23 protein-coding genes are annotated in these 26,880 nt (G+C 61.2%); 18 read left to right on the forward strand and 5 right to left on the reverse strand.

What is annotated here, in order from left to right; genetic code table 11:
* The 7 genes from ABB27_RS18280 to galE all read left to right on the forward strand — a co-directional run.
* Positions 1-994, forward strand: a 994-nt coding sequence (locus tag ABB27_RS18280) for an undecaprenyl-phosphate glucose phosphotransferase (protein WP_057630627.1), incomplete at its 5' end; no start/stop codon positions are given.
* An 81-nt stretch (positions 995-1,075) separates the two neighbouring features.
* Positions 1,076-2,422 carry a lipopolysaccharide biosynthesis protein gene (locus ABB27_RS18285; RefSeq protein WP_152984685.1) on the forward strand — a complete coding sequence of 449 codons (1,347 nt, stop codon included), beginning with the start codon at positions 1,076-1,078 and terminating at the stop codon, positions 2,420-2,422.
* A gap of 15 nt (positions 2,423-2,437) precedes the next feature.
* The gene (locus ABB27_RS18290; RefSeq protein WP_083491381.1) at positions 2,438-3,532 is read left to right on the forward strand and encodes a glycosyltransferase; all 1,095 of its coding nucleotides are present in this window, start codon (positions 2,438-2,440) and stop codon (positions 3,530-3,532) included.
* Positions 3,533-3,572: 40 nt separating this feature from the next.
* Positions 3,573-4,670, forward strand: a complete 1,098-nt coding sequence (locus ABB27_RS18295) for a hypothetical protein (protein WP_152984686.1) — start codon at positions 3,573-3,575, stop codon at positions 4,668-4,670.
* A gap of 15 nt (positions 4,671-4,685) precedes the next feature.
* Positions 4,686-5,900: a capsular polysaccharide export protein, LipB/KpsS family gene (locus ABB27_RS18300; protein ID WP_057630637.1), complete on the forward strand. Its 1,215-nt coding sequence runs from the start codon at positions 4,686-4,688 to the stop codon at positions 5,898-5,900.
* Positions 5,901-6,143: 243 nt separating this feature from the next.
* Entirely contained in the window at positions 6,144-7,088 is a 945-nt protein-coding gene (locus ABB27_RS18305; RefSeq protein WP_057630639.1) for a KpsF/GutQ family sugar-phosphate isomerase, read from the forward strand.
* 155 nt (positions 7,089-7,243) lie between these two features.
* Positions 7,244-8,230 (forward strand): UDP-glucose 4-epimerase GalE, encoded by a 987-nt coding sequence (gene galE / locus ABB27_RS18310; protein WP_425477554.1) that lies wholly within the window; start codon positions 7,244-7,246, stop codon positions 8,228-8,230.
* Positions 8,231-8,338: 108 nt separating this feature from the next.
* Here galE and kdsA read toward each other — a convergent pair whose 3' ends face one another.
* Positions 8,339-9,184, reverse strand: a complete 846-nt coding sequence (gene kdsA / locus ABB27_RS18315) for a 3-deoxy-8-phosphooctulonate synthase (RefSeq protein WP_057630641.1) — start codon at positions 9,182-9,184, stop codon at positions 8,339-8,341.
* A gap of 256 nt (positions 9,185-9,440) precedes the next feature.
* On the opposite strand from kdsA, the gene amaB reads away from it, so the two are divergent.
* From amaB to ABB27_RS18345, 6 genes are all read left to right on the forward strand, one after another.
* Entirely contained in the window at positions 9,441-10,973 is a 1,533-nt protein-coding gene (gene amaB, locus ABB27_RS18320; protein WP_057630643.1) for an L-piperidine-6-carboxylate dehydrogenase, read from the forward strand.
* A gap of 126 nt (positions 10,974-11,099) precedes the next feature.
* Positions 11,100-11,396, forward strand: a complete 297-nt coding sequence (locus ABB27_RS18325; protein WP_057630645.1) for a DUF4190 domain-containing protein — start codon at positions 11,100-11,102, stop codon at positions 11,394-11,396.
* A 7-nt stretch (positions 11,397-11,403) separates the two neighbouring features.
* Positions 11,404-12,174, forward strand: coding sequence for a class I SAM-dependent methyltransferase (locus ABB27_RS18330; RefSeq protein WP_057630646.1), 771 nt, complete (start codon positions 11,404-11,406; stop codon positions 12,172-12,174).
* Between the two features lie 4 nt (positions 12,175-12,178).
* Positions 12,179-13,234: a quinone-dependent dihydroorotate dehydrogenase gene (locus ABB27_RS18335; RefSeq protein ID WP_057630648.1), complete on the forward strand. Its 1,056-nt coding sequence runs from the start codon at positions 12,179-12,181 to the stop codon at positions 13,232-13,234.
* Positions 13,231-14,274: a UDP-N-acetylmuramate dehydrogenase gene (gene murB / locus ABB27_RS18340; RefSeq protein WP_057630649.1), complete on the forward strand. Its 1,044-nt coding sequence runs from the start codon at positions 13,231-13,233 to the stop codon at positions 14,272-14,274. Before ABB27_RS18335 ends, murB begins: the two co-directional genes overlap by 4 nt.
* 32 nt (positions 14,275-14,306) lie before the next feature.
* Positions 14,307-15,194, forward strand: a complete 888-nt coding sequence (locus ABB27_RS18345) for a DMT family transporter (protein WP_057630668.1) — start codon at positions 14,307-14,309, stop codon at positions 15,192-15,194.
* A gap of 8 nt (positions 15,195-15,202) precedes the next feature.
* Here the strand turns inward: ABB27_RS18345 and ABB27_RS18350 are convergent, their stop codons facing one another.
* Both ABB27_RS18350 and ABB27_RS18355 read right to left on the reverse strand, forming a co-directional pair.
* On the reverse strand, positions 15,203-15,916 hold the full coding sequence (locus tag ABB27_RS18350; RefSeq protein WP_057630651.1) for an LrgB family protein: 714 nt from the start codon (positions 15,914-15,916) through the stop codon (positions 15,203-15,205).
* Positions 15,906-16,319 (reverse strand): CidA/LrgA family protein, encoded by a 414-nt coding sequence (locus ABB27_RS18355; RefSeq protein WP_057630670.1) that lies wholly within the window; start codon positions 16,317-16,319, stop codon positions 15,906-15,908. Before ABB27_RS18355 ends, ABB27_RS18350 begins: the two co-directional genes overlap by 11 nt.
* A gap of 77 nt (positions 16,320-16,396) precedes the next feature.
* Here ABB27_RS18355 and ABB27_RS18360 point away from each other — a divergent pair, with 77 nt between their 5' ends.
* The 5 genes from ABB27_RS18360 to ABB27_RS18380 all read left to right on the forward strand — a co-directional run bounded on the left by ABB27_RS18360 (position 16,397) and on the right by ABB27_RS18380 (position 23,238).
* Entirely contained in the window at positions 16,397-17,293 is an 897-nt protein-coding gene (locus ABB27_RS18360) for a LysR family transcriptional regulator (RefSeq protein WP_057630653.1), read from the forward strand.
* Positions 17,294-18,162: 869 nt separating this feature from the next.
* Positions 18,163-18,711 (forward strand): fimbrial protein, encoded by a 549-nt coding sequence (locus tag ABB27_RS18365; protein ID WP_083491383.1) that lies wholly within the window; start codon positions 18,163-18,165, stop codon positions 18,709-18,711.
* Between the two features lie 74 nt (positions 18,712-18,785).
* The gene (locus ABB27_RS18370) at positions 18,786-19,520 is read left to right on the forward strand and encodes a fimbrial biogenesis chaperone (protein ID WP_057630657.1); all 735 of its coding nucleotides are present in this window, start codon (positions 18,786-18,788) and stop codon (positions 19,518-19,520) included.
* A 23-nt stretch (positions 19,521-19,543) separates the two neighbouring features.
* On the forward strand, positions 19,544-22,189 hold the full coding sequence (locus ABB27_RS18375; RefSeq protein WP_083491384.1) for a fimbria/pilus outer membrane usher protein: 2,646 nt from the start codon (positions 19,544-19,546) through the stop codon (positions 22,187-22,189).
* Positions 22,186-23,238 (forward strand): fimbrial protein, encoded by a 1,053-nt coding sequence (locus tag ABB27_RS18380; RefSeq protein ID WP_057630660.1) that lies wholly within the window; start codon positions 22,186-22,188, stop codon positions 23,236-23,238. Before ABB27_RS18375 ends, ABB27_RS18380 begins: the two co-directional genes overlap by 4 nt.
* Positions 23,239-23,526: 288 nt before the next feature.
* Here the strand turns inward: ABB27_RS18380 and guaA are convergent, their stop codons facing one another.
* Positions 23,527-25,092: a glutamine-hydrolyzing GMP synthase gene (gene guaA, locus ABB27_RS18385; RefSeq protein ID WP_057630662.1), complete on the reverse strand. Its 1,566-nt coding sequence runs from the start codon at positions 25,090-25,092 to the stop codon at positions 23,527-23,529.
* Positions 25,093-25,196: 104 nt separating this feature from the next.
* On the reverse strand, positions 25,197-26,654 hold the full coding sequence (gene guaB, locus ABB27_RS18390) for an IMP dehydrogenase (RefSeq protein WP_057630664.1): 1,458 nt from the start codon (positions 26,652-26,654) through the stop codon (positions 25,197-25,199).
* Positions 26,655-26,880 lie beyond the last annotated feature (226 nt).

The raw sequence follows: 26,880 nt of genomic DNA on the forward strand, positions 1-26,880 counted from the left end.
TGCCTGGGCGCGCGCGCGCGGCAGCGACCTGCGCACCGCCGTACTGGTGGGTGCTACGCCCGATACGCAGAAGATCATCGACACGCTGCGTGAGAACAGTTGGGCCGGCATCACCATCCATGGCTGGTTCTCGACCCGCGCCGACCGCTGCGTCATCGAAGGCCCAACCAAACTGCTCGGCACCCTGGACGATCTGGGAAGCTATGTTGAAAGCAATGCCATCGACCAGGTCTGGATCGCGCTGCCGATGCGCGATGAAACGCAGATCGCGCTGGCATTGAGCCAACTGCAGCACGCAACGGCCGACATCAAATTCGTTCCCGACATGTTCGGCATTCACCTGCTCAATCATTCAATAGAGCAGCTGGCGGGCCTGCCCGTGATCAATCTGCAACAGACGCCGCTGCAGGGGCGCGCTCGCCTGTTCAAGGCATTGGAAGACCGGCTGCTGGCTGCCCTGATCCTGCTGATGATTTCGCCGCTGATGCTCGCAATCGCGATCGCTGTAAAGCTGAGCTCCCCCGGCCCGGTGTTCTACCGCCAGGAACGCATGAGTTGGAACAACAGCACCTTCCAGATGCTCAAGTTCCGCTCGATGCCGGTAGATGCTGAAACCGGCACTGGTGCTGTGTGGGCCAAGGCCGGTGAGACCCGCGCCACCAAAGTTGGTGCATTCCTGCGAAAAACCAGCCTGGACGAGCTGCCGCAGTTCCTGAATGTATTGCGCGGCGATATGTCGATTGTCGGTCCGCGCCCGGAGCGGCCGGTATTCGTACACCAGTTCAAGCACGAAATTCCCGCGTACATGAAGAAGCACATGGTGAAGGCCGGCATTACCGGCTGGGCCCAGGTCAATGGCTGGCGCGGCTCCACTGATCTGCACAAGCGCATCGAATGCGACCTCTTCTATATCGAGAATTGGTCGCTCTGGTTCGACCTGAAAGTGATCCTGCTTACGCTGTTCAAAGGCTTCGTTCACAAAAATGCGTACTGATCACAGCTCAATCCTGGTCGAGCGAACTGGCAACCGGAGCGAATCGCGCCTCAATTTTCTTCCGGCCGCTCGCGCCAACCGATGAACACGCCGCACACTCGCGGTCATCGCCAACTATCCGGCGAAGACCAACAGCGCCCCGACAGCAAACACGGCAGTCTTCGGCTCGCGATGCTGAAGCTCGCCGGTGGCAATGCCGTTGGGAAACTTGCGGCATTGATCGCCATACCGGTCATCGCACGGCTCTACAAGCCGGAACACCTTGGGATGCTCGCTGCTTTCTCTGCGCTTGTTGCGTTGGCAGCTACGCTATCCACTTTGCGCTACGTCTGCGCGATACCGTTGCCCCGGCGTGATTCAACAGCACTCGTAGTGACGTGCCTCGCCTTGATTGTTCTTTCGATCTATACGCCAGTGGCTACCGCTACCGCCTATGTAGTTGGTCCCGCGCTATTGACCTATACGTCGTTGAGTGCACTCATCCCATACCTGCCACTCATCATTGCAGGAACCGCACTTACCGCGTGTCACGAAATATTGACGCTGTGGGCAACCCGCAAGCAGCAATTCGGCCAACTTGCGGTCAGCCAGGCGCAACAGGGCTTGGTAGGCAGTGTTGCAAAGACGCTGCTTGGTGCTCTGCAGTTCAAACCCCTAGGCCTCTTGCTGGGGCACCTGCTGCAGCTCGCGGGGGGAAACGGGCCACTAATCAAATCCTTCGCGACGATAGCCAACAAGAACCTTCGTTACGTTCGTCGCTCAAGAATGAGACTTGTAGCTGCGCACTTCAGTGAGATGCCACGCTATCAACTGCCGTCGCAATTTTTGACCATGGCGACTATCCATGCGCCGGCCTTGTTGGCACCCAGGGTCTTTGGTTTATCGGGGGCGGGCCAGCTCGCGCTTGCGCTCACCGCACTCTCGCTGCCCATCAACCTGCTCGCCAACTCGATGGGAAACGTATATCTCGCCAAGATTTCAATCATTGGTCGCAAGCAGCCTTCGCAAATCATGGCAATCACAGGCGAGGTCACCAGGACCCTGGTCGCTCTTGTCTTCCTGCCAACCCTAATCCTTCTACTGGCCGGCCCATGGTTGTTCGAGTTCATATTCGGCTCAACGTGGAGACTCGCTGGCGAAATTGCACAGATTCTCTCCGTATCCATGGCGTTCCAGTTCGTTTCCGCACCAGTGGCGCATGCATTGAGTGTACTTAGAGCACAACAACTGCTGTTGCAGCTGAACGCAAGCCGGTTCCTGATCGTGACTGGAGTGTTCGCCTCAGCCAGTCTGTTCGGCTGGTCAATAAAGCACGTAACCGTCCTGTACTCCGCATTGCTTTGCCTGCACTACATGCTTAGCTACGGCTGCATGATGCAACTGATCAGGAAGCATGCCCGCGCGCACAACAACGATTCATGCAATTGACGAATTTCTACCTCGATGCCTTCCAATAAAAAGCAAAAACACATTTGCCATGTGGTAGAGGCCACTGCCACGGGCACCCTTTCAATGGTCACGCTGTTGGCGCAGCAGCAGATACTTCGCGGTCACTCGGTCACCATCGTCTACTCGCGCAGACCGGAAACTCCTGAGAAAATCGAAGAATGCTTCCCGCTCGAGGCGAATCTTCAATGTATTCCCATGCATGGGCTACGCAATTGGCCACGCGCGATTGCGCGCCTGCGCTCAGCTCTCGGGACGTTGAGGCCCGATGCCATCTTCCTGCACTCTTCCTTTGCAGGTTTCCTGGGAAGAGTCGCCACCTATCACATTCTTGGAAGTTGCAAGATCTTCTACATCCCGCACTGCATATCATTCATGCGCGGTGACCTCGGCATAGTAAAAAAATCTGTCTTCATTGCCCTGGAGAAGGTCGCCAGCGTCCGCGCAGCAACCTACCTAGCATGCTCGGAAAGTGAACGAACCTGCATAGAGCGGAGCCTGCCTGGAAGCCATTGCGTTCTGATTGAGAACGCAGTTCCAAAACTGATGCGAAGTGGCTCCATATGCAAGACACGACCACGCACCGTCATCAATGCGGGCCAGATTAGACTTCAGAAGAACCCGGCTCTTTTTGCTGAGATAGCACAAAAAGCGAAATCTGAGAACTTGCCCCTTCATTTCCTGTGGCTGGGAGATGGAGAGCCCAAGATGCGTATGCAGCTTGAGGCCAGCGGCGTCGAAGTTACCGGCTGGCGCACGCGCGAGCAGGTGATCGACGAACTTCAATCAGCATCTGCATTTCTCTCAACTTCACAATGGGAAGGACTTCCTGTAGCGCTGATAGAAGCACAAATGGCGCAGATCCCGACATTTGCGAGCGCCTGTTCCGGCAACCGCGACTGTATCGACCACGGGAGCACCGGTTGGCTATACCAGGACGCGGACGAGGCCATCAAACTGCTGCGCAAGATCACAGAGGATCCCATCCAGCTTGCGGCCATCGCACAACGCGCCCAGCACCTGGCATCACACCGCTTCAGCGCACAACGCTACGGCCAGCAGATGGAAGACCTTCTCAATGCGAGCGCCTGAGAGCGGCGCCTCAGTCTCAACGATATGGCTGAGCTTGAGCATGGTCTGCTTCACCTTGGTCACCTTCAGCTATCGCGCTGCTGTGCTGTCAGCGCTGTTCTTTTTCATATATGTCATCACCGCCCGCCCTCGTCCAAAACCCAGAATAACGCCCACACTAGCAATCTCCTATCTCTTATCCAGCTCATTTCTTACTGCCTTTGCAGTACGTGGCGATATCCACCCGCCCTATCTATTGAAGTACCTTGGCATCTCGAACATGTTCTGGGTTCTTCTTGTCTATGCACGGAGCATCGGCATCCCGCAGATAGCACGCGCTGCCCATCAGTTCGTTCTCATCCATTCGGCCTTCTTTGTCGCCCAGCTTGGCTACCACATAGCCACCGGCGAACTACTCGACTTCAACAACCTAGTCCGCGAGGATTATGCGTTGACAATTTCAACCAGTCGCTCGTTGGAGGGTCTTGGAATCGGAATCCGCGCCAGCGGCTTGTTCTCCGAGCCCTCCTTCTACAGCATGTCTGTCTTCCCTATCGCCCTGATGCTGGGCCTGCATGAGCGCCGTATCTCGACAGCCGTGGCAGTAGGCACCATGACGTCGTTCCTGAGTCTATCTGTCGCTGGCATGGTGATCACCGCGGCTGGAGCACTGCTATTGCTGATCTCATGCAAAGGTCAGCGCTTCATCAAACTTGCACTTCTCAGCATCATCGTGGCGCTGCTGCCGATCAGCATGACCATCTACGAACGCAGGGTCGTCGATTCGGTTGACTACGATGCGATCGCGTCAAGGCTGTTGGTCGTCGACCATATCAAGTCACAAGCGTTGGCTGACAGCCTGTTCGGAAATGGCATGTTCTGGAATGAGAATGCGCCGATAGGACATACAGGCCTATCCGGCTATCACGTCCGCGACTCGTCATTTTATATCTATCTACTATTCACCACGGGTGTCGCAGGTCTTGGAGTATTCGCTGCAACGCTGGTCGCCGCGCTGCGTCGCAAGCCTCGGCTACTCATCGCAACCCTCGTAGCACTGCTTTTCAAGTATGGCGTGCTTGTCTCCTCGCTCTGGATGCTCCTCGCGTTGGCTGTCATATTCAGCAGCGAGCGCTCGGACACCACAGGCCCCAGCTAACTCCTCATCACCGCCATGCATAGCATTTATCTCGTCGACTACCGCAACGCCGGCCACTTCTTCCAACGACTCATCGCTGCGGACCCTACTCGCACGCATCACATCATAAGCACCGTCCACTCCGTTCGCGCTCAGGAAGGAAGCCGCACGGGCCTTACCCATATCCACCTGCTGTCAGCACGAAGTGGACGAAAGAAATTTGACCTCTCGCGCACCAGGGAGCGAGCGCTGGGCTGCATGCCACAACGCCGTTGTCTCAACTTGTTTCGATCCGTAGAGCAGGCCATTGCTGACTCGATCAAGCAATACGCGGCTACCGCCGATGAGACCACCATCTTCGTATGGAACGGTGCCACGGTCATGGGCGAGGCTGCACGACAGTTCCAGCAAGATAGCGGCTGCCATGTTGTTTTCATGGAGATATCAAATCTTCCTGGGAAGATATTTGCCGATCCGAAAGGTACAAATGCCCAAGCCTTGTTGTTCTCTGAGCCCTCACTACTCAATCGCTTCCAAGGCGACCTCGACGCATATCCACAGTGGCGCGACTCGTTCATTCAACAGCGAAAGCATTTGCACGCCCCACCCCAGGCAACTACCGCACGCCAGCTTGGCATCCAACACGTCACCGATGCAGTCCACGCGCTCTTGTTTGGCTACCGCCATTTCAGTTGGGCGGCCGCATTGGACAAAATCGGCTCGCAGTTCAGATCCTGCTTTCAAAGCCGCCGTCAGCGTCGACCCGTATCGATACCGACGGGAAACTATGTTTTCTTTCCAATGCAGGTTTCAAGTGACACACAGCTTCTCTTGAACAGCAAATTGAACAACATCCAGGCGCTTGAAAAAATTTCCTCCGAATGCCCGACTCGCATCGTGATAAAGCCCCACCCGGCCGAAATTGACACCCGTTACATCGGTGCGGCTATTGCCGAAGCAAAGCTGGAGGATCGCGTCGAGATATCCGACTGCAATACAACGAAACTGATTGAGGGCGCCGACTCGGTCTACACGATAAATTCAACCGTCGGACTCGAAGCGAAGATCCTCGGCAAGACCACCTGTTTCCTCGCCAAAAGCATCTATGCGCAAATCGACCAAAGCATGCTTCCGAACTATGTCATGAGCTATCTTCTCGACGTTGACTTTTTTGATTCTGGAAATGCTCCAATACCACTACAGATTGTTGAGCAGCTACACACACGCGCTCGACTTCGGGCAACGAATTGAGCGCGATTGGCCCAAGCGCTTCTTCGAGTTCCCGCCTACGCATACAAACGTGGTGAGTACCACCCAGTTCCACGTGCAAGACTGCGGCTGCCTAATTTTCAGGACGAATCCTATTTTCTTCCTGCCGCCCGAATGATGTCATGCAGCGTGCAATCGCCACTTTCGGCGTGAGAACGCCTTGTAGACCAAAGACCGCGCCATGAGTCACCGGGTGTCTGCTGGCGTGGACTACAAGGACCAAGGATGCGCACCCCAGATACCCGATCAGCAAACGCGACTGCTTTACGCGTTTTCCAGATAGAAGCCCAAGCAATTTCTGCACTATCAGAAAAATTGGACGCCAATTTTGGAAACGCCGTGCATGCGATTCTCGCAACGCCTGGGCGGACAATCATATGCGGCATGGGAAAGTCCGGAATCATAGGCCGAAAGTTGGCGGCAACTCTCGCCAGTACGGGCACCCCGGCATTCTTCATGCACCCCGCCGAAGCATTCCACGGCGACCTCGGCATGGTTACAGCCAATGACGTATTTGTGGCGATATCAAACTCCGGGCAAACCAAGGAAGTCATCAAACTGCTTCCTTTTCTGAAAGACAACGGCAATCAGCTTGTCGCCATAACCGGAGACCCAACTTCAGTCCTCGCTCAAACCGCATCTTTCCACTTGAACGTAGCCGTTCGCGAAGAAGCCTGCCCCCTTCAACTTGCACCAACAGCATCAACAACAGCCGCATTGGCCATGTGTGATGCGCTGGCGGTCGCGCTGATGGAAGCGCGACAGTTCAAACCCGAAAACTTCGCAAGATTCCATCCGGGAGGTGCCTTGGGTCGACGCTTGCTACAGCGTGTGGAGCATGAAATGGCCCGCGCTGATCTGCCCCTGATCAGCCCAGACATGCCCGCCGTTGACGTGCTGCAGACCATCACCCGATCCAACCTTGGTCTTGCCATCGTGGAATGCGATGTGGGCTGGGGAATCATCACCGATGGAGATCTGCGCAGAGGCGTCGCGCGCTATGGCTCTACTTTCTTTGACAGGAAAGCAGAGGACCTGATGACCGCCAATCCCGCGACCATCAACAGTAATTGCCGCGTCCAGACCGCTCTGGAGCGCATGGACGAGCGCGGCATATCTGCGCTCCTGGTAGTGGATGAAGGCTACCTGCTCGGTGTTTTCAAGAAGTAGCCGAATTTCACGCCATGCGTCCTTGGCGGGCATTCGCTCTTTCTCGCGCTCGTAAACACCCCATCCATCTTCAGCACCCAATCCCTATGCGCGATCATCCGATAACTTCGCCCTGCAGTACTCCGCCGGCGGGCGCAACCACGCGCAATCGCTCAATCCTGGTCTGCGGCGGTGCCGGATACATCGGCAGCCATATGACGCAATGGCTTGCCACGCAAGGGCACACGGTCACCGTCCTGGACAATCTATCCAGCGGTCACCGGCAGGCCGTGCATTGGGGAGAACTGATTGAGGCCGATCTACTCGACGCTCCTGCCTTGGAGCAGGTATTCCGTCGCAAGCGCTTCGACGCTGTGATGCATTTCTGTGCGCGCTCATTGGTAGGGGAATCGATCACGAAACCCTATGATTACTACGCAAACAACGTTACCGGCACACTCAATCTGCTGGAGACAATGCGGCGTCATGACGTGAACAAACTGGTGTTCTCCTCAACGGCGGCGATTTTCGGCAACCCAATTCACGACGTCATGGATGAAGAGCACCCGAAGGTTCCGATCAACCCCTACGGTGCGAGTAAATTGATGAGCGAGCGGATATTCGCCGATGCTGCACAGGCATACGGATTGCACTCGGTGGCATTACGCTATTTCAATGCTGCTGGCGCCTTACCCGAACACGGCATTGGTGAAGCACATGCCTGCGAAACCCACTTGATCCCCAACGTTCTGCGTTCAGCCCTCGGCACCGGGGGCATGCTGAAAGTTTTCGGCCACGACTATGCCACCCACGATGGCACCTGCATCCGCGATTACGTGCACGTGCAGGATCTCGCGCAAGCGCATTCCCTTGCCGTGGATTTCATGGATGAGAACCCAGGGGCGCACGCGTTCAATCTGGGCAATGGCCAAGGCTTTTCAGTACGCGAAGTCATTTCCACGGCGGCCGCTGTGGTTGGTCGCAGCATCCCCTATGAAGTAGCACCGCGTCGCGCCGGGGACCCCGCCAGCCTGGTTGCATCCAGCTGCAAAGCGCGCGCGCAATTAGGCTGGCGGCCGCAATGGACCGAGCTGGAGCCCATCATTGAAAGCGCCTGGCGCTGGCACCGCAATCCACCGCAGTGGTTCCCCAGCCAAGCCTAACGCTTCGCCCCTGGCAGCACTGGAGCAAGGCAGCGCGAAAGGCCTTGGCGCCCAACTTCCAACAGGCCGGCCGCCAAATCAGGCAGCCGGCCTTGCAGTTCCCGCAGATCAGGCAATATCCAGCACCGGGAACGACTTCACCAGTTCATCCAGCGCCTTGATCTGGGCAAGGAACGGCTCCAGCACATCCAACGGCAGCGCGCTTGGGCCATCACAGCGCGCGTTGTCCGGGTCCGGGTGGGCTTCCAGGAACAGGCCGGCGATGCCGACCGCCATGCCGGCACGGGCAAGCTCCACCACCTGGCGGCGACGTCCGCCGGAGGCTTCGCTGCCGGCGTCGCGGCGCTGCAGGCTGTGGGTGACATCGAAGATGGCCGGCAAGCCGCCGGTCGCCTCGATCATCTCGCGGAAGCCGAGCATGTCCACCACAAGGTTGTCGTAGCCGAACTGGGCGCCTCGCTCACACAGGATGATCTGCTCATTGCCGGCTTCGCGGATCTTGCTGACGATGTGCTTGATCTGGGTCGGGCTGAGGAACTGCGGCTTCTTGATGTTGACCACACGGCCGGTGCGGGCGATGGCGGTCACCAGATCGGTCTGGCGGGCCAGGAAGGCCGGAATCTGCAGCACGTCCACCACCTCGGCCACCGGAGCGGCCTGGGCGACTTCATGCACGTCGGTGATCACCGGCACGCCGAAACGCTGCTTGACCTGCTCGAAGATGCGCAGGCCTTCTTCCAGGCCGACGCCGCGGAAGGAGGTGATCGAGGAGCGGTTGGCCTTGTCGAACGAGGCCTTGAACACATACGGAATACCCAGCTTGCGGGTGACCTCCACGTAGCGCTCGGCGGCATACAGCGTGGAGTCCAGGTCCTCCAACACATTCAGGCCGCCAAACAGCACGAAAGGCAGGTTGTTGCCAACCACTACCCCATCCGAAATCTTCACGTTCATCTGTCTTTCCTGTTCAAACCGGGGAAGCCCCAACCAAGGGTGGCGAATATGGCTGAAAACGGCCGTCAGTGACAGCTCCCGCCGTCCCGAAATCAGCCCTGCCCGCTGCCGTCGCCGCCCACTGCGGCCGGCGACAAACCCCAGACCAGCCCGCACGGGGCCAATCGGTTCACTCTGATACTATGTGGTACTCACTCCGTCGCCCCACCCGCAGTTTCCGACGGCGCCAAAATCACGTTAAGAAACAGGAGTTTGAATGTCTTCCGAGCTGCTCAAGGCCTTGGCTCTGGATGCCACCAACGCTGGCACCTACATGGGCAACGGGGAATGGTCCGCCGCAACTGGCGCGGGCGTCCTCAAGCCACAGAACCCGACCACCGGCGAAGTGATCGCCGAGGTCCAGGCCACCACCGAGGCTGATTACGAAACCGTCATCGCCCGTGCGCAGGAAGCCTACAAGGTATGGCGCACTACCCCGGCCCCGCGCCGTGGCGAAGCCGTACGCCTGTGCGGTGAAGCACTGCGCAAGCACAAGGACGCACTGGGCTCGCTGGTCGCCCTGGAAATGGGCAAGTCCAAGCCCGAAGGCGACGGCGAAGTGCAGGAGATGATCGACATCGCCGACTTCGCACTGGGCCAGAGCCGCATGCTGTACGGCTACACCATGCATTCGGAGCGCCCCGGCCACCGCATGTACGAGCAATACCACCCGCTCGGCCTGGTCGGCATCATCTCGGCCTTCAACTTCCCGGTTGCGGTGTGGAGCTGGAATGCATTCCTGGCCGCCATCTGTGGCGATATCTGCATCTGGAAGCCGTCCAACAAGACCCCGCTGACCGCCATTGCGACGATGAAGATCTGCAATGACGCGCTCAAGGACGGCGGTTTCCCGAACCTGTTCTTCCTGATCAACGACGCCGGCACCGCCCTGTCCGAGAAGATGGTCGACGACCGCCGCGTGCCGCTGATCTCCTTCACCGGCTCCACCCAGGTCGGCCGTGCCGTCAACCAGAAGGTCGCCCAGCGCCTGGGCCGCTGCCTGCTGGAACTGGGTGGCAACAACGCCATCATCATGGACGAGACCGCCGACCAGAAGCTGGCCGTGCCGGGCATCGTGTTCGGCGCGGTCGGTACCGCCGGCCAGCGCTGCACCACCACCCGTCGCCTGATCGTGCATGAATCCATCTACGACAACGTGCTGGCTACGCTGATCAAGGCCTACAAGCAGGTGGAAGGCAAGATCGGCGATCCGACCGACGCGGCCAACCTGATGGGCCCGTTGAACAGCCCGGAAGCCGTGCAGCAGTTCCTGGCCTCGATCGCCAAGGCCAAGGCGGCCGGCGGCACCGTCGAGACCGGCGGCACCGCCATCGACCGTGCCGGCAACTTCGTGCTGCCTGCCATTGTCACCGGCCTGAAGAACAGCGATGAAATCGTCCAGCACGAGACCTTCGCCCCGATCCTGTACGTGATGAAGTACAGCAACCTGGACGAAGCCATCGACATGCAGAACGGCGTGCCGCAGGGCCTGTCCTCGTCGATCTTCACCCAGAACCTGAAGACCGCCGAGAAGTTCCTGTCGGCAGCCGGCAGCGACTGCGGCATCGCCAACATCAACATCGGTACGTCCGGTGCCGAGATTGGTGGCGCCTTCGGTGGCGAGAAGGACACCGGCGGCGGTCGCGAGTCCGGCTCGGACGCGTGGAAGGTCTATATGCGTCGCCAGACCAACACCATCAACTACTCCGATTCGCTGCCGCTGGCCCAGGGCATCAAGTTCGATCTTTGATGGCAATGCCCCTGCTCGACGGGGGCTACTGATGGGGATGAGGTTGCCCGCGTAAAAGCTGCCCTCACCCCAACCCCTCTCCCGCTTGCGGGAGAGGGGCTTTCTACAGCAGAAGCGGAGTTTCCGATGAGCATTCCTGCACCCCGTCAGACCAGCAGTTACGCCGTCATCAGTCTGGTGGCCGGCATCCTCGGCTGGACCCTGTTGCCCGCCATCGGCAGCATCTGCGCGATCATCTTCGGCCATATGGCACGCGGCGAAATCCGCCGCAGCAACGGCCAGTTGGAAGGCGACGGCCTGGCCGTGGCCGGGCTGGTACTGGGCTGGCTCGCCACCGCACTGTGGCTGATCGGCATCATCTTCTTCATAGCCATCATCGTGTTCTTCGGTGGCCTGGCTGGCATCGCGGCACTGAACTCCTGAGGCCGGCATGGGGCAATCCGATTCAACCGAACGTTTCAGCAGCCGGGTAGCGGACTATGTCCGCTATCGCCCGGGCTACCCGTCCACGCTGCTGCGCTGGCTGCATGAGGATATCGGCCTGCCCCGCTCTGCCCTGGTCGCCGATATCGGCGCCGGCACCGGCATTTCCACCGAGCTGTTCCTCGCCGCCGGCCATCCGGTGACCGCGGTGGAACCCAATGCCGCGATGCGTACCGCCGCGCAGCAATGGCTGCAATCGGACTATCCGCAACTGCAATTGGTGGCCGGCACCGCCGAGGCCACAACGCTGGCCGACAACAGCATCGACCTGGTCGCCGCCGCACAGGCTTTCCATTGGTTCGACACCGCTGCCGTGCGCCGCGAATGGGCGCGCATTCTGCGTCCGGGCGGATTGGCGCTGGTGTACTGGAATTCGCGCCTGCTCGACGCCTCGCCGTTCCTGGCCGGCTATGAGCAGTTGCTGCTGGATTACGGCACCGACTACACCGAAGTTGCCGAGCGCTACCAGGACGACCAGACCATGCGCGACTGGTTCGGCGACGGCCTGCGCGGCCTGGTGCATCTGCCCAATGTGCAGCATCTGGACTACGACGGATTGCGTGGTCGCCTGCTGTCCTCCTCCTATGCACCGCAAGCCGGTCATCCCCGCCATGCGCCCATGCTGGAGGCCCTGCAGCGTCTGTTCGACGCGCATGCGGTCGATGGCAAGGTCGCCTTCGAGTACCAAACCCGCGCCTTTGTTGGCACGCTGAACTGAGCTTATGTATTCCATTGCCCGTCCCTTCCTGTTCACCCTTGATGCCGAGCGCGCGCACGGCCTGGGCCTGTCCGCGCTGGATCTGGCCTGGCGCACCGGCACCACGCCGCTGATTGCCGGCCGCATCAAGCCGCTCCACACCACCGTGTTTGGCCTGGATTTCCCCAACCCGGTTGGCCTGGCTGCAGGCCTGGACAAGAACGGCGAGCACATTGAAGCCCTGTTTGCACTGGGCTTTGGCTATGTCGAAATCGGCACCATCACCCCGCGTCCCCAGGCAGGCAGCCCCAAACCGCGCCTGTTCCGCCTGCCGCGTCACAACGCCATCATCAACCGCATGGGGTTCAACAACCTCGGCGTCGATGCGCTGGTGAAGAACGTGGAGGCGGTCAAGCACCGCCCCGGCCCGCTCGGCATCAATATCGGCAAGAACAAGGACACGCCCAATGAAGACGCGTTGTCCGACTACCTGATCTGCATGGAAAAGGTCTACCCGCTGGCCGATTACATCACCGTCAACATCTCTTCGCCCAATACCGCCGGCCTGCGTGAGCTGCAGGAAGAACAAGCATTGCGGCGCCTGGTTGCCGGCCTGCGCGAAGCGCAGGAGCAGCTGGCCGCCAAGCATGGCCGCCGCGTGCCGATGCTGGTCAAGGTGGCGCCGGACCTGAGCGACCGCGACATCGACGCTGCCGCGCGCGTGCTCGGCGAACTGGGTGTGGATGGCGTGATCGCCACCAATACCACCATCGGCCGGCCCACGGTGGAAGCCGACCCGCTGGCCAAGGAAATCGGCGGCCTGTCCGGCGCGCCGCTGCTCGGCCAATCCACCCTGGTACTGCGGCGCCTGCGCGCACGCCTGCCCGAATCGGTGCCACTGATCGGCGTGGGCGGCATCAGCTCCGGTGCCGATGCGGTTGCAAAGATGGCAGCGGGCGCTGCCCTGGTGCAGTGCTATAGCGGCCTGATCTTCAAGGGTCCGGGCCTGATCGGCGACTGTGTCGATGCCATCCGTCGCCGCCGCGAGTCCCCGTCGGGAGGCGCCGTCGCACCGCTATGACGATTGCCACCCCTGCCTGGTCGCTGACCGAAAACGCATCGCTGCGCCACCTCAATACCTTCCACGTCGACGCGCACGCACCGCGCATGCTGCGTGTCGCCGACCCCGCTGCGCTGCCTGAGGCATTGGCAGCAGTAGCCGACGCCGACCTGCTGGTGCTCGGCAGCGGCAGCAACGTGCTGCTGGCCGCCGACCCCGAAGACGTGGTGTTGGTATTCGAAAACCGCGAGATCAGCGCATTGGAACACCGTGCCGATCACACCATTGTCCGCGCCGGCGCGGCGGTGATCTGGCATGAACTGGTGATGTGGTCCTTGAACGAAGGCCTGTCCGGGCTGGAGAACCTCGCCCTGATCCCCGGCACGGTCGGCGCCGCGCCGATTCAGAACATCGGTGCCTATGGCGTCCAGGTTGGCGAGTTCATCCAGACCGTCGAAGCCTGGGACCGTCAGCAGCAATGTTGGGTACGCCTGGACCAGGACGCCTGCCAGTTCGCCTACCGCGACAGCCTGTTCAAGCACGAGGCCGACCGTTATCTGATCACCGCCGTGGAGTTCCGCCTGCCACTGCTGCACGAGCTGCAGCTGGACTACGCCGGCATCCGCGAGGAACTGCAGGCCATGGGGATTGAACTCCCGGTCTCGGCCGATGTCGCCAACGCGGTCATCGCCATCCGTCGGCGCAAACTGCCCGACCCGGATGTACTGGGCAATGCCGGCAGCTTCTTCAAGAATCCCATCCTGCCGCTGGAACAGGTCGACGTGCTGCTGCAGCACTATCCCGAGCTGCCGGTTTTCCCCGGCAATGGCGACAGCAACCGCAAGGTATCGGCGGCATGGATGATTGAAAAGGCCGGCTTCAAGGGCCAGCGCGACGGTGATGCCGGCGTGTCCCCCAATCACGCGCTGGTGCTGGTCAACCATGGCAACGCCGGCGGCGCCGAGTTGCTGGCGTTTGCACGGCGCGTCTCGGCCGCTGTGCTCGAGAAGTTCGGCGTACCCATTGAACCCGAGCCCAGGTTGGTCGGCGCCCGCTGGTGAACACTGCCTTGGCTGCACCCCGCTCCATCGCCATGCGCGCCGCCCTGCTGATGTTCGGCAGCGCCATGGCCTTCGGCCTGATGGCGGTGGCCATCCGCCTGGCCACCCGCTACGTGCCAACCCAGGAAGTGGCGTTCTTCCGCAACAGCTTCGGCCTGCTGGCACTGTTGCCCATGCTGATCCGCCCCGGCCACGCGCCCTTGCGTACCCAGCAACTGCCGCGCTATTTCCTGCGCAGCGCGATTGGCCTGGCCTCGATGTTGTGCGGGTTCTGGGCCATCGGCCACCTGCCGCTGTCGCAGGCCATTTCGCTGTCGTATTCCACGCCGCTGTTCGTCACCATCGCCGCGGTGCTGTGGCTGGGCGAGAAAGTCCGCTTCCGCCGCTGGGCAGCCGTGATCGTCGGTTTCATCGGCGTGCTGGTGATCGTGCGGCCGGGCGCGCATGGCTTTGAACTCGGCAGCCTGGTCGCGGTCGCCGCGGCCGTGCTCAGCGCGCTGGTCGCAATCCAGATCAAACAGCTGACCCGCATTGACGGGCCCGATACCGTGGTGCTCTACACCTATGTGTTCTGGGTACCGCTGTCGCTGATACCGGCACTGTTCGTGTGGGTCTGGCCAACCGGAATCGCCTGGCTATGGCTGGTGGCCACCGGCGTGCTTGGCACCATCGGCCAACTGTTCTGGACCCGGGCACTGAAGCTGGGCGAAGTGTCAGCGCTCACCCCGATCAGCTTCACCCAGCTGCCGCTGGTGGTGCTGATGGGCTGGCTGCTGTTCGGCGAGACACTGGACCGCTGGACGGTGATCGGCGCGCTGATCATCCTTGGCTCCAATGCCTATATCGCCCACCGTGAAGCGGTGCTGGCGCGCCGTGCGGCAACGCACGCCCCGATCGCCGCCGCCAAGCCCGGCGAGTAAGCCGGCAACTACAGCAGCGCCACCAACAACGGCGCTGCGGCAACGTTCACCAAGCCCGCCATCACCATCACCAGGCCGGCGATTGCCCCTTCGCTTTCGCCCAACTCACGTGCCTTGGCCACTCCCATGCCGTGCGCCCCCATGCCGAACAGTGCACCACGCGCCATCGCACTGCGCACCGGCAACAGCTTCAGCAGAAGCTGGCCACACAAGGAGCCGCAGATGCCGGTGATGATCACGAACACCGCGGTCAATTCGGGGATGCCGCCAATGCGCCCGGACACGTCCATCGCAAACGGCGTTGTCACCGAACGCGGCGCCAGACTCAGCCGCAACTCAGGCGACAGGTGCAGCGCGCTGGCCATCAACCAGGCCGCGGTGATGGCCGTGACACTGCCCACCAGCACGCCGGCGCCGAGCACCTTCCAATGCCGCGCGATCAATGCCCGCTGCTCGTAGATCGGCACCGCAAAGGCAACCGTGGCGGGCCCCAGCATCGCCATCAGCCAATGCGTGCCGCGCAGGTAGTCGTGATAGTTGGCATGCAGCAGCAGCGCCAGCGCCAGCAACACCAGCGGTGCGGTGATCAATGGCGATGCCCAGCCCTGTTGGACGCGTCGATACAACCCCTTTGCCAACACATAGGCGCCCACCGTGACCACGGCCCAGAACAGCGGCCACAGCAGCTGCGCCGGATGGGTGATGAGGGCTTCAATGTTCATTACGTTGACTCCGACGGAACAGCCATTCCACGGTCAGTGCAGTGGCCGCCATCACCAGCACGGTGCCGCCAACCACCACCAACAACAACTTCAGCCCCAGCCAACCGAACATCTGCCGGTTGTCGAGCAGGATCATTGCCGCGGGCACGAAGAACAGCAGCATTTCGGCAACCAGCCATTGCGCGCCCTGCGCAAACGAGCGCGGCGACAACCAGCGCAGGGCAAACGCCAGCAGCAGCACAACCAGCCCGACGATGCCGCCCGGCACCGGCAGCCCCAGGGCCCGCATCAGGCCGTCGGCCAGCAGCCAGATGGCAACCAGCACGCCAATCTGCAGCCAGGTGCTGCGGCGCACGCGGCGCTTCAAACCCAGGCGACCGCGGCGCAACGAGAGCAGAAACATTTCCATGCCTTCCTATGTACGCCGTAACCATCCATAATTAAAATGAATTCAATTCATCCAATGGATTCCAAATAAGAATGGACATCCGACAGCTCCGCATGCTGGTCGAAGTGGTCCGCCACGACGGCTTCACCGCTGCCGCCGAGGCGGTCTTTACCACCCAGCCCACGCTCAGCAAGGCGGTCCGACAGCTGGAGGACGAGCTGGGCGAAGTGCTGCTGGAGCGCTCGCGGCATGGTGTGCGACTGACCCCGGCCGGCCAGATTGTCTACCGCCGTGCCCTGGCCTTGCTGGGCGAGCGCGAAGACATGCTGCGCGAGCTACAGGAGTTGCGCGGCCTGCAGCGCGGCGAACTGCACCTGGGCCTGGCCTCGTTGGGCAGCGATGTGCTGTTTGCCCCCGTCTTCGCCAGTTTCCGCCAACGCTACCCGCAGATCGAACTGCGCGTGCTGGAACGCGGCAGCGAGGCGCTGGAGGAAAGCCTGCGCGCCGGCGAGATCGAACTGGCCGCCAGCCTGCTGCCGGTCGCCGACGACCTGGACTGGCAACCAGTGCGCACCGAACCGCTGGTCGCGCTATTGCCAGCCAACCATGCACTGGCAGCACGCGCCAGTCTGCAACTGCAGGATCTGGCCGAGGTTCCATTCGTGTTGTTCGAAAAAGGCTTCATGCTCAACCGCCGCATCATCCAGGCCTGCATGGCGCGCGGTTTCACCCCGCGTGAGGTGAGCCGCAGTGCGCAACCGGACTTCATCGTCGCCTTGGTCGCCGCCGGCCTGGGCGTGGCAATGCTGCCTCGGATGATCGCGCAGGCAAGACTGCGACCAGATGTGGTGCTGGTGCCGCTGGATGAGCCGGAACTGGACTGGAAGATGGCCCTGGCCTGGCGCCGCGGCGGCTATCTCTCCGCTGCCGCGCAGGCCTGGTTGGCGCTGGTGGCAGAGCAGCATGGCGAGCTCGCGCGCGAGGGCTAGGTTTACACAGGGTGGTCACGCCCGCGCCGTTGCCGTCACAACCAGGCCCATGCCGGATTGCAGATTCATGCGCAAATGAAACCGCCAACATCCGATGATTCCAGGCACGGATCTGCATAGGCAATAGCCGCAGTCGCTGCATGCCAACTTCGCACGACACAAGCGATGCTCACGTTGCCGCGAGTGATGGATGAATTCCAGTTGCGATGCCTGCATCACGCTCCTCTGCGGACAGGCCAGCACACCGCTGCTGTCTTGAATCCTGCAACCCGCAAGCCAAGCTAGTTGCTCACCCTCGCCCGGCCATTGCCAGGCGGCGTACTGCAACATCCTTGGCGTGCACGCACGCCGCAGCCCGTATGCATGGCTTGTTCGGGCAGAAGCGAAACCGTAGGCCTGCAGCGTTTTCGCACAAAGTGTGTGAGTGCATGCAGCAGAAAAACATTGGCGCTTCCATTGCAGCGCTCACGCGCACAGACCAGTAGCCGCAGGCGGTTGTCCTACATCCACATAGGCGATACGAGAGTGAGCGAACGAGTGAAACCGCAATGAGGCAGGGCGAACAAACCCGCTGAACAACGCAGGCAAGCATTTCTAGACTGTACACCTGCTTGGTTACAGCTTGTTTACTGCCGCAAGGACATCACTTCGCCGCCTCTACAACGCATTGCTGCTGCCCGACGGGCTTACTCCGTGGGTGGTTGCATGCCCGACGGCCTTCGCACCATCCGCCCCAATGGGCGCCCTCCTTGCGCATCACCTTGTTCAGTGCAGGCATGCGCCGGCCTTGCCAGCGCATTCCCGACTGTTCACCCCCGAGGCGACGGAATCACCGTGCCTTCGCATCAACACTTCGAAAGGAAATACCCATGAAGCGTAAAACCCCCACGGCTCTGAAGATGGGCGCTGCCACCTTGGCGTTGTCGGCCCTGCTGTGCTCCTCCGCGCAAGCGGCATCGGGCACGGTCAACTTCAAGGGCGAGATCGTACAGTCCACCTGTGACGTCACCACGGCCAGCATCGATCAGACCGTCACCATCGGCAAATACCCGACCTCCCTGTTCAAGAAGATCGGCGACGTCTCCGCTCCCAAGAGCTTCAGCATCGGCCTGCAGAACTGTGCCGCCGGCACCTACACCCTGCGCTTTGACGGCATCGCCCCTCCGGGCCACCCGGAGTTGTTGGCCGTCAGCGCCGCCGCCGGCATAGGCATCGAAATTCTCGACAACAGCGACAAGGTCTTCCCGATCAATCAGAACATCACGGACCCGGCTGTCGTATCCATCGTTACCACCGAACCCTCCGGCAACGATGGCACTGCCACGGTCAACCTGAAGGCCCGCTACAAGTCCTTCGCAAAGACTGTGGGTGCCGGCGCAGCAGACGCCAGCTCAACGTTCTCCATCGAGTACCGCTAAGCAAGCCCAGTGCTGCCGGCAATGCCCGGCAGCACTGTTGCCCACCTGTCCCTCCTGGTAGCAAGCCTCTTCCAATGCCCCCATATGCCAACCCTCTCCATCGCCCTGCCCTGCTTCTGCTGGCAGGACTGCTATTCGTCATTGCCGGCGGCATCCAAACTGCGCGCGCCGCGGTGCACGTGGAGACCACCCGCGTCATATACAGCGGCAACGCTGCATCGGCCGCGCTCACCCTGACAAATCGCAGCACGCTGCCCTACATGGTGCAGGCCTGGCTCGACGACGGCGAGGCCATGGCCGAGGGCAAAGCCCTGCCAATGCTACTGACCCCGCCGTTGACGCAACTGTCCGCAGGCGAACAGGCCGTGCTCCGCGCGATCTATTCGGGCAATGGCTTGCCGCAGGACAAGGAGTCGCTCCTCTGGATAAATGTGCAGGAAATACCGCCACGTTCCGAAGCCAGCAACGTACTGCAGGTTGCCATCCGCACCCGTATCAAACTGTTCTATCGCCCCACCGCAGTCGAAGCCGATCTGGACGAAACCGCGCGGGCGCTGCAGTGGCGCCTGGTTGGCAGCCAGCTGCAGGTGAGCAACCCCGGTCCCCTGCATATCACCTTTGCCGAGCTGCAAGGCCAGCCAACAGCGGGGCCCGACAAGAAGGTCGACCTGGACATGCTTGCACCAGGCCAGTCCATGAGCGTTCCTGCCGCAACGCTTGATCTGCACGACAGCAGCCTGCTGCGCTTTTCCTACATCAATGACTTCGGCGGCACCACCGAGCTTGCAGACGTCGCCCTGACGCGCTGACGCCTCCGTCAAAGAGCCCAACCATGCTTCGCACAATCCGCGCCACCCTGCGGAGGGATAGTCTTGTCCCTCGATTGGCACCGCTCGCCGTCGCACTCAATACCCTGGGTATTGGTAGTGCGGTAGCGGCACCACAATTCAACCTCGACTTCCTGCGCGGCGCGCAGAGCGAAGACGATGTCGCCATGCTGTCGAACCCGGGCTCGGTGCTGCCCGGCACGTATCTGTTCTCGGTCTATCTCAATGGCGACGAAGTCGCGCGCGAACAAATCCCATTCGAGCGTCTTCCCAGCGGGGAGGTTCAGCCCTGCCTATCCAGCGCAAACCTGCAGTCCTGGAACATCCGCGTACCCAGCCACGACCAGGCGGTAGACGCGCAACCCAGCTGTGAAGTGGTACCAAGCCTGCTACCCGGAAGCAAACTCAGCTACAACGGTAACCAGCAGCGGCTGGATCTGCAGGTACCGCAGGTCCATCTGCAAACGTTACCGCGCGGCTACATCCGCCGTTCGCTGCGCGACCAGGGCATCAATGCGATGTTGCTGGAATATGCCATCACCGGCTCACATGACCGGCAAGACCACGCCGGCACCAGTGACTACCTGTTCGCCTCGATCAACAGCGGTTTGAACCTGGGCATGTGGCGCCTGCGGCATAGTGCCAACCTCAACCGCACCAGTAGTGAGCGCAGCGCCGCCAATCGCACGCAATGGCACTCTCGCAGTCTGCGCGCCGAAACCGATCTTGGCTCTCAGCGCAGCCGGCTGGTCCTCGGCGACACCTACACCTCGTACGGCGTTTTCGACAGCGTGCGCTTCCGTGGCGCAAGGCTAGCCAACGACGACGACATGCTCGCTTTCAGCCAACGCAGCTACGCACCCGTGGTACGCGGCATGGCCGCAAGCGGCGGCCGCGTCGAGGTGCGACAGGACGGGCAGCTTATCCACTCCATCAATGTTGCGCCCGGGCCTTTCGAGATCAAGGACATCGTTCCCAGCCGCATGAGCGGGGAGCTGGAAGTCTCGGTGATCGGGGCCGACGGCTCGCTACAGCGCCACCGCCAGGCATTCTCCGCCGTTGAGACCATGCTACGGCCGGGCCTGACCCACTATGAATTCAATGCCGGCACCCTGCGTAACGGTGAGGAACGTTACCAGCCAAGGTTTGTGCAGGCCACGCTTGCACGCGGCCTGCGTTCCAGCGCAACCCCTTACGGCGGCGTGCTGCTGGCCGAGAACTACCAATCCATCGCCTTTGGCGTGGCGCACGACCTGGGCAGCTTCGGCTCCGCTTCGATCGACATCAGCCACGCCCGCACACAACTTGCCGCTGGTGGTAGCCGTAGTGGCCAGAGCTACCGCTTCCTGTACTCCAAGTCATTGAACACCCATGGCACCGAATTCCGCCTGGTCGGCCACCGCTATTCCACATCGGGCTATTACGACCTCAGCGACGCAGCCAACGAGCGTGAGCAGTGGCGCAATGATCACTACGAAAGTTGGGACCATGATCTGGATACCGACGACAGTCGCCCACCTGGCTTGCCGGATGAGCGTCCACCTGCACGGCAACTGATAACAAGCGCGCGCTACCAGAACAAGCGCAACCACCTCGAGGTGGCGGTGGACCAACGCATCCTCGACGACTATTCACTCAACCTCAGCTACAACAGCCAGAACTACTGGGGATCAGATACCAGCGAACGCAATCTTCACCTGGGTTTCAACGGCCGCCTGGGCAGGGCCAATTACAGCCTGTTTTTTCGAGACACCCGTGCCCGCCGTGGTGGCAGCGACCGCAGCCTCGGGCTGTCGGTTACCGTCCCGCTTGGCCGCAAGCGCGCCGCGCGTGCCAATGCCAGCACAGCCTACAGCCATTCCCTCCGCACAGGCGCCAATTACCAGACCGGAATCAACGGCACGGCCCTGCATGGCGAAAAGCTCGGCTACGGTTTGAACCTTGGCCGCTCCGAACGGGGCGGCTCCGCTGCATTCAATGCCAATTACACCGGCAGCAAGGGATACCTCAGCTTCGGCGCCACCCAGGCCCGCGACTACCAACAGCTCAACTGGGGCGCCAGTGGCGCCTGGGTAGTCCATGCTGGCGGCCTCACCCTGGCGCAGTCGCTGCAGTCGAGCAATGTGCTTGTCCATGCCACCGACGGTGCCGGCATAGGCCTGGAGAACCGGACCGGAGTTCGACTGGACCGCCGGGGGTATGGCGTCATTTCCGGCGTGGCCGCCTATCGCAACAACCGCGTGGCCTTGCGCAGCGACGATCTCGGCGGCGATATCGATGCCAGCAGAATCAATGGAACCGTGGTTCCAACCCGTGGCGCATTGGTTCGCATGCATTTCGATACGCGGCGCGGCAACAACCTGATGATCCACTCCCGGCTCAGCAACGGCAAGCGTGTACCGATGGGCGCTGGCGTGTTCGACAAGCAGGGCCACAAACGCGGCGTGGCCGGCCCCGACGGTGCCCTGTTCGTCAGTGGCGTGCGCGCCGATGACAGCCTGTCGGTGCGCTGGGGACAGGAAACCTACCAGGCCTGTGAACTGCACCTGGCCTCGCTGCGCCTACCCGCCACCACGAGCAAGCACCAGGGCTACCGAAATGTGGACCTGCAGTGCACCCAATCCGCAGCGCTTCCCCGAGATCGACCATGACCTACCTGATTCGAAACCTGTCCCTGCTGCTGATGCTGCTCCTGCCACAGGCCGCAGCAGCAATGTCCTGCAAGGAATCATTCTCCGAGGCAGTACACCAGCAGATCAACCTGCAGAACGACATCACCATTTCGCGCGGCGATGCTGTACGCGGCAGACTGCTGTGGCGTTCGGAGGAATACAGCATCAGCTTCCGTTGCCTGGACGCGCAGTCCACACCCGAAGGTGAGTACGCTTTCTTTTATTGGGATCCAGACAATACCGTCGCCCAGATCCACCCTTCCATCGAGGTCGGGGTGACCATCGACAACACCGACTACCGCATCAGCGGTGGTTCGGCACGGCTATTGGTCGGGGCCGGCACGCGACTGCCTGCTAACCGCCCCAACTGCAAAAAATACTGGAATCATTCCAAAGCAAAGCGCTGCGCCACCTCCAACGTTCTCGGCATTACCTTCTCGATCTACATCAAAGCCACAGGCTTCCCACCGCCAGCCAACGGCCTGATCAACGGCAACCGAACCTACGATCTGTTCCAGGTCGACGGTGATGGCGGCTTGAACTCCGCCCCGCGCTCCAATTACCGCGCAGGAATAGGCGGCCTGGGCCATATCCGTTTCGTCGCCTGCAATCCGGAGATACGGATCATGGGCAACGCAGGAAGCACCATCAATTTCGGCAAAATCATCCGCTCCACCATTCATATTGGCGAAACCAATAGGATGCCCTTCTGGGTCGTGGTCGACATGACACACGCCAACGCAGGCAACCAGTGCAACCAGCAAATGTTGGTCGCGACCTTCGATACAACGAACAGATTGTTTGAAGGCATGGTCATCATGCCGCGCAAAAATGACAACTTTGGCATCGTATTGTCCGACCCCAAAAGCACCGAGCGCTACATACAGATGAAGAAGTCCATTCCCCTCGGCACGGCAAACAACAGCATGACCTTCCATGAATTTCGGGCGGCCATGTACTGGATGGATGAGAGGCCGGCGCTGGGGCCCTTCTCGGCAACGGCCACGGTGAACGTCACCTTTCGTTGATAGCCGAGATCAGCGCCCCGCGTATTGATTGCGGAGCAGCGGATAGCCTCTGGTAGTGCCGAGCCATGCTCGGCAAAGGGCGGTACCCGCAATCCAACCGCCAGGCATGGCGCGGAATTGGGCGACACCGGCAATGCCTCTGCCGAGCATGGCTCGGCACTACCGTGTTCCCGCAGCATCGGTTGTACCGAAGATATGCCGCGTATTGCGAGCCTGTAAACAAGAAGCCCACGCAGGACGTGGGCTTCTTGTTTCACCGCAGGCTGCAATCGCAGCCCAGCAGCGGGATCACTCCCACTCGATCGTCGCCGGCGGCTTGCCGGAGATGTCATAAACCACGCGCGAGACGCCACGCAGTTCGTTGATGATGCGGTTGGAGACGCGGCCGAGGAAGTCGTACGGCAGGTGCGCCCAATGCGCGGTCATGAAGTCGATGGTCTCCACTGCGCGCAGTGCGATCACCCACTCATACGCACGTGCATCGCCCACCACGCCCACCGACTTGACCGGCAGGAACACCGCGAACGCCTGGCTGGTCTTGTCGTACAGGTCAGCAGCACGCAGTTCTTCGATGAAGATCGCATCGGCCTTGCCCAGCAGCTCGGCGTACTCACGCTTCACTTCGCCGAGGATGCGCACGCCCAGGCCCGGGCCCGGGAACGGATGGCGATAGACCATCGCACGCGGCAGACCAAGCTCGACGCCGAGGCGACGCACTTCGTCCTTGAACAGTTCGCGCAGCGGCTCAACCAGCTTGAGCTTCATGTCCGCCGGCAGGCCGCCCACGTTGTGGTGGCTCTTGATGACGTGCGCCTTGCCGGTCTTGCTGCCGGCCGACTCGATCACGTCCGGATAGATCGTGCCCTGCGCCAGCCACTTGGCATTGCTGAGCTTGTTCGATTCTTCATCGAAGATCTCGACGAACAGGTTGCCGATGACCTTGCGCTTGGCTTCCGGATCGCTGACACCTTCCAGTGCCTTGAAGTAACGGTCGGCCGCATTCACGCGCACGACCTTGACGCCCATGTTGTCGGCCATCATCTGCATGACCTGGTCGCCTTCCTGGAAGCGCAGCAGGCCGGTGTCGACGAACACGCAGGTCAGCTGTTCACCGATGGCCTTGTGCAGCAGCGCGGCTACCACCGAGGAATCAACGCCGCCGGACAGGCCGAGGATGACCTCATCGCTGCCAACCTGCTCACGTACGCGGGCGATCTGGTCGTCGATGATGTTGGCAGCGGTCCACAAGGTGGCGCAGCCGCAGATATCGGTGACAAAGCGCTTCAGCAGCGCCGAGCCCTGCTTGGTGTGGGTCACTTCCGGGTGGAACTGCACGCCGTACCAACGCTTTTCCTCGTTGGCCATTGCGGCCACCGGAATGCGATCGGTCACCGCGGTGATGGCGAAGCCCGGCGGCACGTGGGTAACGTGGTCGCCGTGGCTCATCCACACATCCAGACGCGGTTCGCCGTTGTGGTCGGACAGGCCGCCCAGCAGCGCATCGTTGCCCTGCAGCTTCACTTCAGCATGGCCGAACTCGCGCTGGTCAGCGGCTTCGGTGCCCCCACCCAGCTGCTTGGCCATGGTCTGCAGGCCGTAGCAGATGCCCAGCAGCGGCAGGCCGCTGTCGAACACCTCCTGCGGCGCAGCCGGTGCGCCTGGCAGCGTGGTGGTTTCCGGGCCGCCGGACAGGATGATGCCCTTGGCACCAAAGGCGGCGATCTCGGCCGGATCGTGGTCCCAGGCCCAGATTTCGCAATAGACGCCGAACTCGCGGATGCGACGCGCGATCAGCTGCGTGTACTGTGCGCCGAAATCGAGGATGAGGATCTTGTCGTTATGGATGTTGGTCATAAAGCCCGGCAAGTGATCAATGAAAACGGGAGGCGATGCAAAACAAAAGGCGGATAGAGAAAGAGGAACGGGACCAGGTCCACGTTCCTCTTCTGCTTACCGCATCAAGCGCGGTAGTTCGGCGGCTCTTTGGTGATCTGCACGTCGTGGACGTGGCTCTCACGTTGGCCGGCGCCGCTGATCTTGACGAAGTTCGGCTTGGTGCGCATTTCTTCGATGGTGGCGCAACCGACATAACCCATGGTCGCGCGCAGGCCACCGATGAGCTGGTGGATGATGCCGCCAACCGGGCCGCGATACGGCACGCGGCCTTCAATGCCTTCGGGCACCAGCTTGTCGGCGGTAGCCGCGTCCTGGAAATAGCGGTCCTTGGACCCCTTCTCCATTGCCGCCAGCGAACCCATGCCACGGTAGCTCTTGTAGGAGCGGCCCTGGAACAGTTCGGTTTCGCCCGGCGATTCCTCGGTGCCGGCCAGCAGGCCACCGATCATCACCGTCGATGCACCGGCGGCAAGCGCCTTGCCGATGTCACCGGAATAACGAATGCCACCGTCAGCAATCAGCGGGATGCGATCCTGCAGCGCTTCGGCCACCAGGTCGATCGCGGTGATCTGCGGCACGCCGACACCGGCGACCACGCGGGTGGTGCAGATCGAGCCCGGGCCGATACCGACCTTGACCGCGTCGGCACCGCAATCGAGCAGCGCCAGTGCGGCTTCGCCAGTGCAGATATTGCCGCCGACAACCTGCACGTTCGGGAAGTTCTTCTTCACCCAACGCACGCGGTCCAGCACGCCCTGCGAATGGCCGTGCGCGGTGTCCACCACCAGCACGTCTACGCCGGCAGCGACCAGCGCCTCGACGCGACGATCGGTGTCGCCACCCACGCCAACCGCAGCACCCACCAGCAGGCGCGTTGCGGCGTCCTTGGCAGCGTTGGGGTTGTCGGTCTTCTTCTGGATGTCCTTGACCGTGATCAGGCCGCGCAGTTCGAACGCGTCATTGACCACCAGTACTTTTTCGATGCGGTTCTTGTGCAGCAGCGACAGCACTTCATCCGAGGCCGCGCCTTCCTTGACCGTGATCAGGCGATCTTTCTTGGTCATGATGTGGCGGACCGGATCGTCCAGCTCGGTTTCAAAGCGCATGTCACGATGAGTGACGATGCCGGCCAGCTGGCCGTCGCTGCCCACCACCGGCACGCCGGAGATGTTGTGCGCCTGGGTCAGTGCCAGTACGTCGCGGATCGTGGTTTCAGGGCCAACGGTAATCGGGTCGCGGATCACGCCGGACTCGAACTTCTTGACCTTGGCCACTTCGGCCGCCTGCTGCTCGACGCTCAGGTTCTTGTGCAGGATGCCGATGCCGCCGATCTGTGCCATGGCAATGGCAAGACGTGCTTCGGTAACGGTATCCATGGCAGCCGAGACAATCGGCAACTTCAACCGCAGGTCGCGCGTCAGCCGCGTGCCGAGGTCAACGTCCTTAGGCAGAACGATGGAGTGAGCGGGGACGAGAGAAACGTCATCGTACGTTAGTGCTTCAGCCTGGATGCGCAGCATCGGCGTGCCCGGTAGATGTGGGGAAGCGCGACATTTTACCCTTATTTGGCCGCCGATGGCAGGGGGCAGGTGCGACGCAGTGTCGCGCTGGCGAGGGGGTATTCAGGAATTGAGGCGGCCATGTAGTGCCGAGCCATGCTCGGCAGAGGCATTACCGGGAAGCTTCACCTGTAGAGCCGAGCCATGCTCGGCCAGGACCTTATACACAACTGAAGCTGCGTCAGAA

Source organism: Stenotrophomonas terrae, assembly GCF_001431465.1.
Classification (GTDB): Bacteria; Pseudomonadota; Gammaproteobacteria; order Xanthomonadales; family Xanthomonadaceae; genus Stenotrophomonas; species Stenotrophomonas terrae.

What these genes read in the sequence shown, in the direction of transcription:
- ABB27_RS18285 (WP_152984685.1), top strand. Translation starts at nt 1,076, where the DNA reads ATGAACACGCCGCACACTCGCGGTCATCGCCAACTATCCGGCGAAGAC.
- ABB27_RS18290 (WP_083491381.1), top strand. Translation starts at nt 2,438, where the DNA reads ATGCCTTCCAATAAAAAGCAAAAACACATTTGCCATGTGGTAGAGGCC.
- ABB27_RS18295 (WP_152984686.1), top strand. Translation starts at nt 3,573, where the DNA reads ATGGTCTGCTTCACCTTGGTCACCTTCAGCTATCGCGCTGCTGTGCTG.
- ABB27_RS18300 (WP_057630637.1), top strand. Translation starts at nt 4,686, where the DNA reads ATGCATAGCATTTATCTCGTCGACTACCGCAACGCCGGCCACTTCTTC.
- ABB27_RS18305 (WP_057630639.1), top strand. Translation starts at nt 6,144, where the DNA reads ATGCGCACCCCAGATACCCGATCAGCAAACGCGACTGCTTTACGCGTT.
- kdsA (WP_057630641.1), bottom strand. Translation starts at nt 9,184, where the DNA reads ATGAACGTGAAGATTTCGGATGGGGTAGTGGTTGGCAACAACCTGCCT.
- amaB (WP_057630643.1), top strand. Translation starts at nt 9,441, where the DNA reads ATGTCTTCCGAGCTGCTCAAGGCCTTGGCTCTGGATGCCACCAACGCT.
- ABB27_RS18325 (WP_057630645.1), top strand. Translation starts at nt 11,100, where the DNA reads ATGAGCATTCCTGCACCCCGTCAGACCAGCAGTTACGCCGTCATCAGT.
- ABB27_RS18330 (WP_057630646.1), top strand. Translation starts at nt 11,404, where the DNA reads ATGGGGCAATCCGATTCAACCGAACGTTTCAGCAGCCGGGTAGCGGAC.
- ABB27_RS18335 (WP_057630648.1), top strand. Translation starts at nt 12,179, where the DNA reads ATGTATTCCATTGCCCGTCCCTTCCTGTTCACCCTTGATGCCGAGCGC.
- murB (WP_057630649.1), top strand. Translation starts at nt 13,231, where the DNA reads ATGACGATTGCCACCCCTGCCTGGTCGCTGACCGAAAACGCATCGCTG.
- ABB27_RS18345 (WP_057630668.1), top strand. Translation starts at nt 14,307, where the DNA reads ATGCGCGCCGCCCTGCTGATGTTCGGCAGCGCCATGGCCTTCGGCCTG.
- ABB27_RS18350 (WP_057630651.1), bottom strand. Translation starts at nt 15,916, where the DNA reads ATGAACATTGAAGCCCTCATCACCCATCCGGCGCAGCTGCTGTGGCCG.
- ABB27_RS18355 (WP_057630670.1), bottom strand. Translation starts at nt 16,319, where the DNA reads ATGTTTCTGCTCTCGTTGCGCCGCGGTCGCCTGGGTTTGAAGCGCCGC.
- ABB27_RS18360 (WP_057630653.1), top strand. Translation starts at nt 16,397, where the DNA reads ATGGACATCCGACAGCTCCGCATGCTGGTCGAAGTGGTCCGCCACGAC.
- ABB27_RS18365 (WP_083491383.1), top strand. Translation starts at nt 18,163, where the DNA reads ATGAAGCGTAAAACCCCCACGGCTCTGAAGATGGGCGCTGCCACCTTG.
- ABB27_RS18370 (WP_057630657.1), top strand. Translation starts at nt 18,786, where the DNA reads ATGCCCCCATATGCCAACCCTCTCCATCGCCCTGCCCTGCTTCTGCTG.
- ABB27_RS18375 (WP_083491384.1), top strand. Translation starts at nt 19,544, where the DNA reads ATGCTTCGCACAATCCGCGCCACCCTGCGGAGGGATAGTCTTGTCCCT.
- ABB27_RS18380 (WP_057630660.1), top strand. Translation starts at nt 22,186, where the DNA reads ATGACCTACCTGATTCGAAACCTGTCCCTGCTGCTGATGCTGCTCCTG.
- guaA (WP_057630662.1), bottom strand. Translation starts at nt 25,092, where the DNA reads ATGACCAACATCCATAACGACAAGATCCTCATCCTCGATTTCGGCGCA.
- guaB (WP_057630664.1), bottom strand. Translation starts at nt 26,654, where the DNA reads ATGCTGCGCATCCAGGCTGAAGCACTAACGTACGATGACGTTTCTCTC.